14 protein-coding genes and 3 tRNA genes are annotated in these 13,713 nt (G+C 49.0%); 10 read left to right on the forward strand and 7 right to left on the reverse strand.

All coding sequences use genetic code 11. The features are described 5' to 3' along the window. Positions 1 to 334: 334 nt before the first annotated feature. Entirely contained in the window at positions 335 to 1,828 is a 1,494-nt protein-coding gene (ltrA, locus tag EBB_RS14030) for a group II intron reverse transcriptase/maturase (protein ID WP_192394422.1), read from the reverse strand. A 395-nt stretch (positions 1,829 to 2,223) separates the two neighbouring features. Beyond that, positions 2,224 to 3,210, reverse strand: coding sequence for a hypothetical protein (locus tag EBB_RS14035; protein ID WP_192394423.1), 987 nt, complete (start codon positions 3,208 to 3,210; stop codon positions 2,224 to 2,226). Between the two features lie 426 nt (positions 3,211 to 3,636). Here EBB_RS14035 and EBB_RS14040 point away from each other — a divergent pair, with 426 nt between their 5' ends. Genes EBB_RS14040 through EBB_RS14060 form a run of 5 tightly spaced genes read left to right on the forward strand, consistent with a single transcriptional unit; the run spans position 3,637 to position 5,864 of the window. Continuing rightward, a complete protein-coding gene (locus tag EBB_RS14040) occupies positions 3,637 to 3,930 on the forward strand; it encodes a flagellar transcriptional regulator FlhD (protein ID WP_192394424.1) in 294 nt (97 codons plus the stop codon). Beyond that, positions 3,911 to 4,504, forward strand: a complete 594-nt coding sequence (locus EBB_RS14045; protein ID WP_192394425.1) for a FlhC family transcriptional regulator — start codon at positions 3,911 to 3,913, stop codon at positions 4,502 to 4,504. The genes EBB_RS14040 and EBB_RS14045 overlap by 20 nt, the downstream gene beginning before the upstream one ends. A gap of 50 nt (positions 4,505 to 4,554) precedes the next feature. After that, positions 4,555 to 5,148: an STAS-like domain-containing protein gene (locus EBB_RS14050; RefSeq protein WP_192394426.1), complete on the forward strand. Its 594-nt coding sequence runs from the start codon at positions 4,555 to 4,557 to the stop codon at positions 5,146 to 5,148. 11 nt (positions 5,149 to 5,159) lie between these two features. Then, entirely contained in the window at positions 5,160 to 5,627 is a 468-nt protein-coding gene (locus EBB_RS14055) for a FlhC family transcriptional regulator (protein WP_020482889.1), read from the forward strand. Between the two features lie 12 nt (positions 5,628 to 5,639). Next, positions 5,640 to 5,864 (forward strand): helix-turn-helix transcriptional regulator, encoded by a 225-nt coding sequence (locus EBB_RS14060; RefSeq protein WP_020482890.1) that lies wholly within the window; start codon positions 5,640 to 5,642, stop codon positions 5,862 to 5,864. A gap of 162 nt (positions 5,865 to 6,026) precedes the next feature. On the opposite strand, the gene EBB_RS14065 is transcribed toward EBB_RS14060, so the two are convergent. From EBB_RS14065 to EBB_RS14085, 5 genes are all read right to left on the reverse strand, one after another. Then, positions 6,027 to 6,102 (reverse strand) — tRNA-Asn (locus tag EBB_RS14065). Between the two features lie 23 nt (positions 6,103 to 6,125). Further along, positions 6,126 to 6,202: transfer RNA gene (locus tag EBB_RS14070), tRNA-Arg, on the reverse strand. Positions 6,203 to 6,258: 56 nt separating this feature from the next. Further along, a tRNA-Ser gene (locus EBB_RS14075) sits at positions 6,259 to 6,349 on the reverse strand. 10 nt (positions 6,350 to 6,359) lie between these two features. Continuing rightward, a complete protein-coding gene (gene csrA, locus EBB_RS14080; protein WP_020482891.1) occupies positions 6,360 to 6,551 on the reverse strand; it encodes a carbon storage regulator CsrA in 192 nt (63 codons plus the stop codon). Positions 6,552 to 6,712: 161 nt separating this feature from the next. Next, the gene (locus EBB_RS14085) at positions 6,713 to 6,904 is read right to left on the reverse strand and encodes a hypothetical protein (protein WP_033157950.1); all 192 of its coding nucleotides are present in this window, start codon (positions 6,902 to 6,904) and stop codon (positions 6,713 to 6,715) included. A gap of 830 nt (positions 6,905 to 7,734) precedes the next feature. Between EBB_RS14085 and EBB_RS14090 the strand changes: the two genes are divergently transcribed. The 5 genes from EBB_RS14090 (at position 7,735) to EBB_RS14110 (ending at position 13,507) form a co-directional block, all read left to right on the forward strand. Continuing rightward, positions 7,735 to 8,076 (forward strand): zinc ribbon domain-containing protein YjdM, encoded by a 342-nt coding sequence (locus EBB_RS14090; protein WP_192394427.1) that lies wholly within the window; start codon positions 7,735 to 7,737, stop codon positions 8,074 to 8,076. 534 nt (positions 8,077 to 8,610) lie between these two features. Then, positions 8,611 to 10,086 (forward strand): NarK family nitrate/nitrite MFS transporter, encoded by a 1,476-nt coding sequence (locus tag EBB_RS14095; RefSeq protein WP_192394428.1) that lies wholly within the window; start codon positions 8,611 to 8,613, stop codon positions 10,084 to 10,086. Positions 10,087 to 10,165: 79 nt separating this feature from the next. Then, the gene (locus EBB_RS14100) at positions 10,166 to 10,453 is read left to right on the forward strand and encodes a hypothetical protein (RefSeq protein ID WP_192394429.1); all 288 of its coding nucleotides are present in this window, start codon (positions 10,166 to 10,168) and stop codon (positions 10,451 to 10,453) included. 28 nt (positions 10,454 to 10,481) lie between these two features. Continuing rightward, positions 10,482 to 12,209: a bifunctional protein-serine/threonine kinase/phosphatase gene (locus EBB_RS14105; RefSeq protein WP_192394430.1), complete on the forward strand. Its 1,728-nt coding sequence runs from the start codon at positions 10,482 to 10,484 to the stop codon at positions 12,207 to 12,209. Between the two features lie 491 nt (positions 12,210 to 12,700). Further along, positions 12,701 to 13,507 carry a hypothetical protein gene (locus tag EBB_RS14110; RefSeq protein ID WP_192394431.1) on the forward strand — a complete coding sequence of 269 codons (807 nt, stop codon included), beginning with the start codon at positions 12,701 to 12,703 and terminating at the stop codon, positions 13,505 to 13,507. Positions 13,508 to 13,713: the final 206 nt, after the last annotated feature.

A 13,713-nucleotide genomic window follows, 5' to 3' on the forward strand; every position in this document is an offset into this window, starting at 1 on the left:
CATGAATGACGAAAAAAATCCGGCATGAAGCCGGATAAAGGGAAGTCACTGCATTGCTTCGCATACAAGCAACGTCTCCTAGGCTACCTATTCCAAGCCAAACTGAAAATGTGACCGATTGCCGCATGATGGTTTGTCACAGATTTACGATAATTCACAAACCCTTTCAAAACCAAGCAAAAGAATTCCTTTATGGCTTGGCTTTTAGAATTACCGAATTGATTGGATGTTTGCTATGAGCCCGTAACCAGACGATCGGTTAGTTGAATGCCGAATGGTCGCGGTAGGAATACCGGTTGCCCGGCACCCCCCGCGCAGGTCCCAGCGTGCGCTACTAACGCACTGGGCTCCTCCCTTGAGTACGAACGTCAAAGCGGTAACAAGGATGGGGATGTAATAATCGAACCCTGGGGAAGAAACGCGACGTAATGCGGACAAAACGGTCCCAGCTCATAAAACCCTTTTGGCTACGCCTTCTAATACGGTGCAACCATAGGCGGCGAACTTCATTGAAGAACAGCCAGATACTGGAATCATTGCCTGACACGGAAAAGTAATTCATATGTCCTTGCAGAACTTTCTGAATCCACTCGCCGGTTTTTGGCAGCGGATCATGCCAGCGCTTTCGCAGCTCGCTTTTGATCGCATGCAATGTTGCTCGCATGCGCTTCTTGATGGTTTGGCGCCCGATCACAAAGGCTCCGTTTTTCTTGGACTGCGTACAGAAATGCGTAAAGCCCAGAAAGTCAAAAGTCTCCGGCTTCCTTTCGCCCAGCCGCTTCCTGTCGCTAATTGCATGCCTTCCAAAACGGATCAGCTGTGTTTTGTCGGGGTGCAAAGTCAAACCAAACGCTTGCAAACGTTCCTGCATGTCCTGCAAGAAGCGTTTTGCCTCCTGCTCGTATTCAAAACCGAGCACCGTATCATCCGCGTAACGGATAATAATCATGTCACCCTGAGCTTTTTGTCGTCGCCATTGCTGACTCCATAGATCGAAAACGTAGTGCAGGTAGATATTTGCCAAGATCGGCGAAACCACTGCCCCTTGCGGGGCACCCTGAACACTAGCCTCCCTATGGGAGCCGTTCATGACGCCAATTTTTAGCCATTTGGCGATGAGACGCAGCAAACGTTTATCCGCGATTCGGTGTTGAAGAAATCGCAGCAGCCAGTCATGGTTCATGGCATCAAAGAACTTCTGGATATCAGCGTCCAACACCCAGTTCACCTTCTTTCTGTAAATCCCGGCACTGAGGGCATCCAGCGCATCATGTTGGCCGCGCCCCGGTCGAAATCCATAGGAAAAGCCCATGAAACTCTCTTCATAGATGGCTTCCAGCACGTAGACTATGGCCTGTTGGACTATTTTGTCTTCCAGGCACAAGATACTCAGTGGCCGCTCTGTGCCGTCCGCTTTCGGGATCATCGTCCGTCTGGCGGGTTGGGCTCGATAGCTGCCTTGGTGTATCAGGCCATGTAATGCCGTTAACTTCTCAAGGAGATTGTCGCCATAGGTGTGCCACGTCACACCATCGAGTCCGGGTGCCGAGTTTCGCTTTAACGCAAAATAACTCTGCTCCAGGAGCTCAATAGTAATGTGATGCAGTAAGGCGGTGAACTGTACATCCTTCTTTTGTCGCGCCGCTTGGCGCACACCAGCCAATCCATTCGACGCAGTGCCCCGGCTCTGTGTCCGGACTGCGGTTGCCTGACCGGTGTTCCTCTTGGGCAAAGCCCTTCCCTCCACAACCTCCGCCAAGGGTAAACCCTCTTTGTTCGATTGCTTCATCGGTACTACGGCTTTGTCCGACTTCTCATCTGCGTGCATATTTATCGTTCAGTTTCTACCTTAATAAACCGGCTCGACATGCCTATCGAGCACAGATGAGACCTCCCAGGTTCCGTACAAAGGACTTCTCCACATGCATGGGGTCTACGACTGCGCGAGGTTTGGACTCATGCTGGCCAAAACGCATGAACCAATATTGCCTTCTCATTAGCGAACGGGATCGGCACCTCGAAGTTAGACCCATTTCGCAGCTCAATACCCAGCCTGTGGTCTCCCCTGTGAACGCTTCACGTTTACCCTCACGAGTACCCGCGCATCACTCGGGGCCGAGACGGTGGGCTAGACCTTATCTCGTAGAGGACTTTCACCTCCTATCCTTTGCCAGCTTATCCTGGCGCACTCGCCTTGGGGTCGTTGTTGCACTTTCATAAAAATTAACGATCAACCAGTAGTCGCCCGCAACGCGTGATTCGATCGAAACTAAACACATGCTCTCGAGGGCTTTCATAACACCGCCCCACCAACCTTCGCCGATAATCCGGTTCGCCTTTTTCAAGATAAACGGTGGCGCCACAAATTGGGCATGCCGCTGAATACCGAACCAACCGCACCACTCGTAAATCCCCGTCACGAAGCAACTCAAACTGAGCTGATTGCACATGAATTTTTATGAACAATTCATGTGCCAAAACAATTCGATCATCGAACAACAATATCCAAGGCTTGATGACAGTTACCCAAGCACCATAAGGAATGACAAAAACACTTATCAATAATGTCAAATCGCGCGTTGTCACGGACCTGGGTGCCGATAACGATAGCCATCCACCATAGGCAATTAACACAGCGAGTCCGCCAATTGTCAGCAACCAACCTAATACAACCCATACATGCCACCGACGCAATTCGATTTGTCCGTTCCGAAACAACCACCTCACTATCCAACTAGGTTGTACCTCACCCAATTCAGTCATCTGATAGTTGGCTTTCAACTCGGCTGCGATGCTGTTGTCTACCCAATCCTTATCGATAGCGCTATCATCTTCCATGACTTCTGGTACCCGCTCGGCTTTGATATAAAACGTGGTGAGTTTTCCCGGACCGCCCTTTGTACTTTTTCGTTCCGGTTTCGGGTAATGCGGTAGCCCGCGTTTACGAGCAAACTCTATAATTTGCCCCTCGCGAGTTTCGCAATATTTTTTCAAGAAACCCGGCCAATCAATCCACTTTTTCGGATCCGTACTTCCTATCGAGTCTCCAACGGCAGCGACGATTTCTTCGGCTGTGAACCGTCGTTTCGACTCATCGAAATCCGCCTTCTTTAACGATTCCTGGGCTAACGCACGCAATATGCGGTGGCCTTTTTCATCGCTTGGCTCGCTATTCAACCAATCGATCAAGCATTGAATTACCTCGCGCATAAACCACCCCAAACCAGGTAACCGGTAGTTGCAGTCTGGTTTGCGCTTTGTCGATTCATAACAATGTCCTCCATAACAATTCAAGCTTTGGGTAATACCGAAATGATTTTTAACTATCTGAATTTTATTGGTGTACCAGAAAAAGCACCTTCAGCAACAGCAAGCAACGCTGGAAGCCGGAACGAGAGTATAAGAGTTTCGGAATCATTCAATGGATTCATGTACTCGTTTTACGTTTCCGCATTGATCTGGCGGTCCAGTTCGGAAAAAAGAACGTTACGACCATTAATCATTAACTGCTGCAATAAAGTGCCATCAAGGCTTCCAGAGGTTTGTGACCCAAAACAGGTCACCTTGCGAACGGGACATTTGTGCTTTGACCTCCTAGCATATCGACAACAGCCATTAATCAACTAAGAGGCGTCTATGTCAACACTGGATGAAGATCTTGCCCGGTTAAATTTCGAATATCTCATGCTAGCCCGGGAATGCGCCCGTAGCAACCCGGCAGAAACAGCATGGCGATTTGGCTTGGATAAAAACCGTATAGAAAAACTGGCGGACATGACACTGGAACACCTTCGAGATCAAGCTGAAAGTAGCCGAGCGGTTATTCAACTGTTGCCGGTCTTCGTTCCAAGTGGCGTCTCCATGAGCACCTACGTGGATTTACTTCAACCCTTCATGCCGGAGTGGACCGATGAAAACAGTGCGATTTAAAAAGGCATCGAATTTTGCCAACCACTTGGTTTTAGCTGAGCAATTGATCCAGCTTGGCGCTCGCCCTCCTATTGTGAGTCAACTTTGTCGATTGTCTCGGCAGCAGAGTATCGACTTGTATAAATCAGTAAAAGGATGCCCACCCAAACAAGGCATGCTTCCTCATGATCACCAATGGGTTATTCAGTCCACCTGCCGTAATATTCACGCGTCGCTATTTTTAGGCATTCTCGATGATATTCGGCGTCGATTATCAATTCAGCAATCTTCAGCACAGGTATTGGTTGACGCCTATAGCATTTATAAAAACATCGTATCAAACATATTCATCGAGCCTAAAGGAATATCTCTTGGAGCAAAACAGTTCTCGTTAGACATAAACAGAGCATGGTCTTTAATCAGCATGCTCTTGGCCGGCGATTTGATATTCACTGTTTGCGCATGTTGCAGAGCACGCTTTCTCAGCATGATTCACCCTAATGCAACCTTTAGCCAGTGCCCAATCTGCACTGTTTGGACTGATCGTTCGGGACGACGACGCTGGGTTTCTGCAAAGTCCAAAAAACCGATTTGATTACATCACTCAGCCTGGAGACCATCCATACGCTACTAAGGAGAAGTCGCATGCATATTGCTGTCATTACAGCCACTGAATCCCAAATACCTCAGCCCGTTCATGGCAAAAATCTGGCTCGGCTCGCACGCGAGTGCTTTGCCAATCAGCAGATATTGACCATTGATTTTAAGGACGTCAAGACAATTACCCAGGGATTCTTTCAGGAATTATTTTTTCCTTTGATTACTGAGTTTGGCGCCGATTATTTGAAATCGAAACTTATAGTCATTAACTTGAGTGACACAAATAAAATCCAAATGCAATCTGCATTCAAAAGCTTGGACGACTATTTCGATAAACTTTCATCGATCAATCACCAAGGGTGCGACGAAGAGATTTACACGATGAATCAAACTTGGTTGATCAAGGCCAGAGAAATCGCGCGGGAAAATCCAGTATTGACAGAGTTAGTGCTGGGGATAACGGATGACACCATGCGAACAGCACTCGGTCATTTGTCCTTGGAGGACATTCAGTTCATCGCTCGCTCCAATTGGCTTTGCTTCACTCCTCGGTTTTCCAGTCAGTTCCTGATGAACATAAATAAGGAACAACCGCCGATAGTGGAGGCCATGCTCGGTTTAACCGGTTCTATATGCTGAGAGGGTGGTCTATGCTGAAAAAATATCAACAGCAAACGTTAGCCATTGAATTGCTGAAACGCCATGCCAGGGTGAAAATCGTGCATCAAGTGACCGGCATTCCCATCAAGCCATTAAGGCAAACCTATCGACAATTGCATGGTCGTTCTCCTACCCCAGGTTCAATCAAGTTTTCAACACGCGGGTTGACTGGAAGTAGACGCAAATATAAAGACGTTACGCTGTTTGCGGTTTGCTATCGGGTGGCCGCGAGTAAGTTGGCCGATGATCAAATTCAAGCAGTGATAACCGCCTTTGATGCCTATAAACATTCCTACCCATTCGGAAACCTTGATTTTTCAGCGGCGTGGGTTGTGTCTGAGGACATTAAGGATAAAAAAGTGCAGGTCTCAATATGTCCACATTGTCGTGCTTGGGTACTGTTGAATGCAAGAGAAGACCTGGTTGAACGATGTGGCGTATGTAACAACTATTTGTAATCAGGTTATCCAGTGAATATTGAATCCGAGCAAAATTCGACGGCAAAAGAAAAGGAATTCCTGAAAATTAACGACATGGTTGAAAAATTGGGCGTGACTCGGACCCAATTTTGGCGAATGAGGAAGGCAGGTGAGGTTCCTCCACCGGTAATTCGAAATCCACAAATGTGGCTTGCAAGCCAAATTAAAGAATTTTATGAAAGGAGGGTAAAAAAAGAAGATGTCGGAACACTTTGATGCTTTACAACTGCATTCAAACCTTATTTGTCGTTTGGTGCCGTATATTTTTCGATCAAACACGAAATTTTTTTAGGATTTGAGTGAAAAACAAAGTGACCATAAAAGTGACCACGCAATAAAAAAGGGCTTAGACATTTCTGTCTAAGCCCTTGATTTATTTGGCTCCCCCGGACGGGCTCGAACCGCCGACCTAGTGATTAACAGTCACCCGCTCTACCGACTGAGCTACAGGGGATTAATTTCGGTAATTTACTCAAATGGCGCGCCCGGAGAGATTCGAACTCCCGACCGCACGGTTCGTAGCCGTGTACTCTATCCAGCTGAGCTACGGGCGCTTATCTGAGCCGCTTATTGTCTTATTTTTGCTATTCTTTGTCAAACTTTAATTTAGTGGCGGAGAGAGAGGGATTCGAACCCTCGATGCGCTTTTGGCACATACTCCCTTAGCAGGGGAGCGCCTTCGGCCTCTCGGCCATCTCTCCTATAACTTATTCAGCCTTCCGTACTCCCTGCTTCAGACTGCTCTTTCTTAATTCTCTCGTAGATTTCTTCCCTATGAACAGATATATCTTTTGGTGCGTTTACACCAATTCTAACTTGATTTCCTTTTACCCCGAGAACTGTAACAGTCACATCGTCACCAATCATCAAGGTCTCTCCTACTCTACGAGTCAAGATAAGCATACTATCTCCCTACACTATTAATGCGCTTTGTTACTGCAACATACTCGAACCGACGATTATATCCGTTTTTGAGAAAAAATAAAGATATATTTGCTATCCGTAAAGAAAAGCACACGAACAGCTACGACGTCAGAATAAACAAATTCGTGCCTTTTTCTGGACTATCCCTTAGACAACCACTCGTGGCGCATTGCATCCAGACTCTGCATCAACTCATCTAATGCTTTAACCGATTCCTTGTGCAAAGGATGAGCATGGTTGTGAACCGGGTGCTTGGTGTCGTTCATTAGTTCATCAATGAAACGCTCTGCCTCCATAATATCTTGTGGAAGCGAATCTGATTTTTCGGCCATCTGAATAACAAACAGGTTTATGGTAATTTGCGCATAAAAAAGCCCACGATTAAGTGGGCTTCGTCCGGTGTTATTTTTATGTTTTTTGGACGCCTGATATCTGTGATAGCAGGTTAATAGCTTGCGCTTTTATTATTGTTGTACCGTTACACGGTCGCATTCCCTCCCCCAAAAGATACGAAGCTTTTCGGCTCGTATTGACCTAAGTCAAGGTGGGCGCATTCTAGTGCACTTAAATCGCTTTGTCCAGAAAAAGTGCGACGATTTGTCGCAACCTTAAAACACCGACATATCAAGGCTTTCGGCAATCGGCCAAACAGATGGGTTTTTAGCGTTATCATTCTCCGCGCCGTCACCTTCTGGCTGGTCGGCCAGTCGCGTTTCGATGAGTTAGGGTTCCGCAAAAAAGCAACATAGCCCGCATCCGGCTTCCAAACACTAAATCGACGCGAGATACCAATAATCCCTAAAGCCGGGTTATGATTTGTCGTCGAATCCCGATATTGAGCAAAGTACATATTCGGCAACACAAAGCCAGCGGGTTCCAACACCGGACTGAACGTCCGGATACTCGTCGCTTTAGCTTAAATCCCCAGGATTCGTCATTCCAGAAAATGGCAGCCGCTAGACCGCGCAGCGAACTCGTTACAGCCGCTTGCTTTATAAACCCACCTTTCGTAAGTCGGAATAGCTCGAAAATAGTGATCACTGCCTGTCGATGCTCTTATCCCGGCAGGCATGATGGAGTTTGTGATTTAAGGGATGTGGCTAATCTGGATTTTTTACATTAAACCTGCTGTCTCGCAGCTTATTAAAACAACGGAACAACCATGAACGATTTACCTAACTGCCCAAAATGCGGCTCCGAATACACCTACAACGACGGCACCATGAATATTTGCCCGGATTGCGCCCACGAATGGTCAGCCGATGCCGCTGGTGACAGCGAAGAGGAGACGAAAGTAGTCAAGGACGCCAACGGCAACCTGCTGCAAGACGGCGACACCGTCACCGTGATTAAAGACTTGAAAGTGAAAGGATCTTCACTCGTTGTCAAAGTCGGCACCCGCGTTAAAAACATTCGCCTGGTGGACGGCGACCACGATATAGACTGCAAAATCGACGGCATCGGCGCGATGAAGTTGAAATCCGAATTTGTGAAAAAAGTCTGATCCCGTCTACTAATCGCAAGGCGCATGTGGCTCTATTAACCCGGCCCTAAATACCGTTCGCCTTAATAGTTCATCGAAGGGCGCACCCGCCAGGGCTTCGTCGCGCTCAGGACGAACGGAACACCCTTGGTAAAAAGGGCCGGCTTGCTAAGATGATTGAACGTCAGCCACCCGCGACTCACAGACATCCGCCGAAGCGGCCTGAAACCGCTTCGGCGGCTCATTCTGCATTCCCGGCAAACAGCGGGATTGAATACTTTCACATAATGGGTGCTATCATATGGCCCGTGCAACGCTGCACCTTCTGCCCCCTTCAACAACGACGTTGGAAATAGGCTGATTCAACTTCAGCTAAGCGATTTACTCGTCTGTTGTGCCTTGCCTTCGCTCGTTTCAGGACACCCACACTTCATGAGTAAATAAGCCCTTTCAAGGGGAGCAATAGCTTGTGCATGCAAGCTACTTGATACGAATTTCCGGCGCTCAACACCGCAATCGAAATTCATTTTGTCCTCCACTTTTCAAAGGTAAGTTATGTCCTCGAGCAAACTCAATCTTTTTAGCTTTACCGGCAAAATGCAGATTTTGCACATGAGCTGGCTGGCGTTTTTTATTAGCTTTGTGGTGTGGTTCAACCATGCACCGCTCATGTTGGCGATTGCCGAGAGCCTTAAACTCAGCCAAGCCGAAATTAAAACCATCTTGATATTAAACGTGGCGTTGACCATCCCGTCGCGGATTGCGATTGGGATTTTGGTGGATAAATTTGGCCCCAAACGCACCTACTCAAGCTTATTGGCAATCGGCAGCATTCCCTGCTTCATGTTCGCCACCGCCGATGACTTTCAACAATTGGCCCTGGCGAGATTTTTAATGGGTTTCGTCGGCGCCGGCTTTGTCATCGGAATCCGTATGGTCGGCGAATGGTTCCCGGCCAGACAACTGGGTGTTGCCGAAGGCATCTACGGCGGCTGGGGCAATTTCGGCTCAGCCGCTGCCGCCATCGCCTTACCGTCCTTGGCCTTGGCAATTGGTGGCGAAAACGGCTGGCGTTATGCGATTGCCTGCACCGGCATCGTGGCTTTGCTCTATTCGGTGATTTATTTTTTCAGCGTCAGCGATACGCCCAAAGGTTCGACGTATTTCAAACCCAAGAAAGCCGGCGCCATGGAAGTCACCAGCATCTGGGATCTGTTTTTCTACATCCTGATGACCATTCCCTTGTATGCAGCGTTAAGTTTGCTGACCTGGAAACTGTCGCCAACCGGCATGAAGCTGTTATCCGGTGATGCCACCATCGGCCTTTACATCGGGATCTGGCTATTGTTTCTCTACAACTTGTACAAAATCGTGCACGTTAATCAGGAACATCTCACCCAACCTATTGAGCCGATACACCAATACAAGTTTAAGCAAGTCGCCATTCTGGATCTGGCATACCTGGTGACCTTTGGCTCAGAACTCGCAGTCGTCTCCATGCTGCCGCTGTTTTTCCACGAAACCTTCAAACAGACCGGCATCACCCCAGTGCAAGCAGGCCTGTTGGCATCCAGCTTCGCGTTCATGAATCTAGTCGCCCGGCCTGGCGGCGGCTGGCTGAGCGATAAGTACGGGCGCAAATTGTCGCTGAGTGTTTGCGTGATCGGTTGCGCACTAGGCTATGCCGCCATGTCGCAAATCAATTCGGCATGGCCGATTGCCCTGGCGTTTGCCGTGACCTTTTTGTGTTCATTTTTCGTGCAAGCGGGATGCGGTGCAGTGTACGCGATGGTGCCATTGATCAAACGCCGCATGACCGGGCAAATCGCCGGCATGGTCGGCGCTTACGGCAATGTGGGCGGGGTCACCTTTCTGACGGTCTTGTCTTTCGTCACACCGGAAGCCTTTTTTCTCACCATCGCCGGTACCGCTGTGGTTGTCGCACTGGCAGTGCAATTTATCGAGGAACCCGCCGGCCACATGGCCGAAGTGATGGAAGACGGCACCGTAGCCATGATCGAAGTGGTTTAACCAAAAGAGCATCCCTTCTGGCGTCTGCCGAAGTATTGTTGTAGCAATTTTTAATATTTAGTTATTTAGAGGAATACCGATGATCGAAGCATTATTAGCCGTCTTAGCCCTGACTTTAATCGTTTGCTGGCGTTGCGCTTGCCAGACATCCGGCGGAGAACACCACTTCGTCCAGTCCCAAAGCCACCTTTTTTTGCCGGAAGATGCCGTTCTGAGACGGCATGTCATTTCCCTGGTCCACCACGAAATCGAAGCCACCCTGCCCCCGCGCCCCAGCGACTCAGTGTTACTACGTCATCACCAAGCTTTGCTGATGACTAAACTGGAACAGCGCTTGGCGGAATTGCGCCATTACCGCGCCTGCTGAGCCACGCAACATCCGTTATCCGCAGATTATGGGCAAAACCTTATCAGTCAAGCTTGGTTCGCACAGCGACAAAGGTGTGAAACCCGAAAACGAAGATTGCTGGGGGGCGGTCGTCCCTGAGGAACCGCAACTCACCCTAAAAGGCATCGTGGCGGGCATTGCGGACGGCATGAGCGGCAGTGAAGCCGGCAAGGAAGCCAGCCATTGCTGTATCACCGCGTTTCTGGAGGATTACTACAGCACGCCTGATTCCTGGTCGGTCGCCAAAGCCGGACAAAAAATCCTGTCGGCTACCAACTCCTGGCTGCACAGCCAAGGGCAAATCCGCTATGCCTCGGTTAAAGGCATGGTGAGCACACTCAGCGTACTGGTGCTTAAGTCCAACACCGCCCATATTCTGCACGTCGGCGATTCGCGGATTTATTTATGGCGACAACATGGGCTGGAACAACTCACGCGCGACCACAGACTTTGGGTGTCCAACGACAAAAGCTATCTGAATCGGGCGATGGGTATCGAACCGCATTTGGAGGTGGATTACAAATCGCTGACCATCGAAAAAAACGACTTGTTCTTAATGACCACAGACGGGCTCCACGATTTTATTAGCGAGCACCAACTAAAAGCGCTGCTCTCGCAAGATTCCGATCTGCAAACTCTTGCCGAAACCTTGGTAACAACCGCCTTGGCTAACGGGAGTGACGACAATGTGACCTGCCAACTGGTTCGCATCGACGACTTGCCGCAGCTGCGCGAAGACGAAATATTGCGCCACTATGGACATTTGCCCTTTCCACCTCTGCTGGCACCCGGCATGCTGCTGGATGGCTACCGGGTCGAAGCGGAATTGCATGCCAGCAAGCGCACGCAAATTTACCAAGCCTTCGATACGCTGCATACGCGCTGGGTGATTTTGAAGACGCCATCGGTGCTGTATAACGACGACACCCATTATATCGAGCATTTTTTGCACGAAGAATGGGCCGGCAAACGCATCAACCATCCCAACGTCTTGACGGTGCTCGAATCCGACCGCGCCAAAAGCTGTCTTTACTACGTAACCGAATTTATCGAAGGGCAAACCTTAAGAGAATGGATCAGTCAGAACCCCAAGCCGGAGATCAAGCGGGTTCGCGCCCTGATCGAACAAATCGCCAAAGGGCTGCGCGCTTTTCATCGGATGGAAATGCTGCATCAGGATTTGAAGCCGGAAAACATCATGATCACCGAGCAAGGCAGCGTTAAGATCATCGACTTTGGTTCGGTAAAAATCGCCGGCATCGCCGAGATCACCCCGCTCGACCGGCATCAGACCGAGAACATTCTCGGCACGCTGAACTACACCGCGCCGGAGTATCACCTGGGGCAATCCGGCACGGTGAAGTCGGATTTGTTCTCCTTAGGCGTCATCTGTTACGAAATGCTCAACGGCAGTTTGCCATTCGCCAACATGCCGGAAAAACCCAACCGCCACAATCTCGAGTGCCTGGTTTACATCCCCAGCATCCGCCGCAACGAAATGGTGCCGATCTGGATAGACGGCGCCTTGAAAAAGGCCACGGCCGTTTCGCCACGATCCCGCTACGACGAATTGTCCGAGTTCCTGCACGACCTATCCACCCCCAACCCGCAATTTCTGAAAACGGAAGACAAGATTCCGCTTATAGAACGTAATCCACTGTTGTTTTGGAAATGCGCGACAGCGCTGTTCTTTCTGAGCAACGTGGTTTTACTCTTCTTGCTGACCCGGAAATAAGGGCCTGGACAAAAAACTTAGGTTGAATGAACGGCTGGAATTGGCGTGCATGTCTTGATCTATTCCGACTACCGTTTTGTGCTACAACAGGATGGTTGAGACGAATGGGAGCTGGGCATTATGGGATTTTTACAGTGCGTTGAGTGTTGAATTTCAACCTGTTTCTGACGGATAAAATTAACTTTGCGGCGACAGGAAAAGGCAAATACGCTGCCATTCAAAATGTAGATACTGTTATAGCTTGCGTAGTCGCACATTTCAAAGTTAAGTTCTCCATGCGCATCGCCAAACGGCACGGGCTTGACATAAAACACCTACCTGATAAAGTCAGTTGCGCATCAATACGTAGGCAAGATTGCTTGATATACCGGCTAATAGCAAGTTATCGAGGCAACATGCCCACTTTTCAAAAGTGCCTGAAAAGGCGGTTAATATCAACTTATCTGGGCATATTTGCCTGATAATCAATAGTTATGCCTTGGAGGTAATACATGCCTGAACCGCTCACTGCTGTTGGGCTTGGTGCCGTTGCTGCGTATTTAGGCAAGGACGGAATTCAAAAGCTGCTTGGTCCGACCGCCGATTACTTAGGTCAAGGGCTTCGAGACTACACACAAAAACGTGCCCAGACCATTGGCCAAATCTTTCAAAAGGCCGAAGCAAAGCTTGGGGAAAAGCTCGACACGCCTGGCGAAGTACCTCCAAAGGTTCTAAAGGCCGTCCTTGATGAGGGTTCGTTTTCCAATGACTCCTTAGCGGTCGAATATCTTGGGGGGATTCTTGCCTCCTCAAGAACCGAACGCGGTCGAGATGACCGGGGCGCACGCATAGCAAAAGTTGTAGATAACCTTTCGACATATCAGCTCCGAACACACTACTTGGTCTATTCAACAGTTCGCAAATTGTTTGCGGATTCCGGACTTCTACTGAACATGGAAGGTAGGCCAAAGATGCAAATCTTCATTCCCTACTCGGGTTATCTTTCCGCAATGGATTTCTCTGAGTCCGAGCTACATCAGCTAAATTCACTTTTTAGTCATATTTTTTTTGGCTTGCATGGCGACAATCTGTTGGAAGGGCAATGGCGGTATGGAGAAAAAGAACACATTGTGAAGATTTATCCCGCCGCATCAGAAGGAGGCATTGTCTGTCAACCATCTTCACTTGGCGTGGAGTTGTTCCTGTGGGCATTTGGCCATGCTGACAAGGGGCTTAACTACCTATTTAGCCCAGAGTTCTCGCCAGTCGCCGACGGATTGCCAATATCGATTGACGACGCCTGTGCGACAACGGCATAACACGGCAGCAAGTAGCCTCGATGGAATCGTGGGTTCGAAGGCCGACACCCTCGATTCCATCGAGGCTACAAAAACCCGCCCTGGTAGTACAATCTCATAACAACCTCAAGCGGCTATCCATTCCACTGCGGTCACTAAAGCCGAAGCGCGATGGTCCGTTTTTAGCCGCTCTCGTAGATCCAACCTCATTGATTTTGAGCACCAAC

This window comes from Methylomonas fluvii, assembly GCF_014850975.1.
Taxonomy (GTDB): Bacteria; Pseudomonadota; Gammaproteobacteria; order Methylococcales; family Methylomonadaceae; genus Methylomonas; species Methylomonas fluvii.

Excerpts from the sequence above, each read along its gene's own strand:
- csrA (WP_020482891.1), bottom strand. The coding sequence starts at position 6,551 with ATGCTTATCTTGACTCGTAGAGTAGGAGAGACCTTGATGATTGGTGAC.
- EBB_RS14100 (WP_192394429.1), top strand. The coding sequence starts at position 10,166 with ATGATCGAAGCATTATTAGCCGTCTTAGCCCTGACTTTAATCGTTTGC.
- EBB_RS14085 (WP_033157950.1), bottom strand. The coding sequence starts at position 6,904 with ATGGCCGAAAAATCAGATTCGCTTCCACAAGATATTATGGAGGCAGAG.
- ltrA (WP_192394422.1), bottom strand. The coding sequence starts at position 1,828 with ATGCACGCAGATGAGAAGTCGGACAAAGCCGTAGTACCGATGAAGCAA.
- EBB_RS14050 (WP_192394426.1), top strand. The coding sequence starts at position 4,555 with ATGCATATTGCTGTCATTACAGCCACTGAATCCCAAATACCTCAGCCC.
- EBB_RS14055 (WP_020482889.1), top strand. The coding sequence starts at position 5,160 with ATGCTGAAAAAATATCAACAGCAAACGTTAGCCATTGAATTGCTGAAA.
- EBB_RS14095 (WP_192394428.1), top strand. The coding sequence starts at position 8,611 with ATGTCCTCGAGCAAACTCAATCTTTTTAGCTTTACCGGCAAAATGCAG.
- EBB_RS14105 (WP_192394430.1), top strand. The coding sequence starts at position 10,482 with ATGGGCAAAACCTTATCAGTCAAGCTTGGTTCGCACAGCGACAAAGGT.
- EBB_RS14090 (WP_192394427.1), top strand. The coding sequence starts at position 7,735 with ATGAACGATTTACCTAACTGCCCAAAATGCGGCTCCGAATACACCTAC.
- EBB_RS14110 (WP_192394431.1), top strand. The coding sequence starts at position 12,701 with ATGCCTGAACCGCTCACTGCTGTTGGGCTTGGTGCCGTTGCTGCGTAT.
- EBB_RS14045 (WP_192394425.1), top strand. The coding sequence starts at position 3,911 with ATGAAAACAGTGCGATTTAAAAAGGCATCGAATTTTGCCAACCACTTG.
- EBB_RS14040 (WP_192394424.1), top strand. The coding sequence starts at position 3,637 with ATGTCAACACTGGATGAAGATCTTGCCCGGTTAAATTTCGAATATCTC.
- EBB_RS14035 (WP_192394423.1), bottom strand. The coding sequence starts at position 3,210 with ATGCGCGAGGTAATTCAATGCTTGATCGATTGGTTGAATAGCGAGCCA.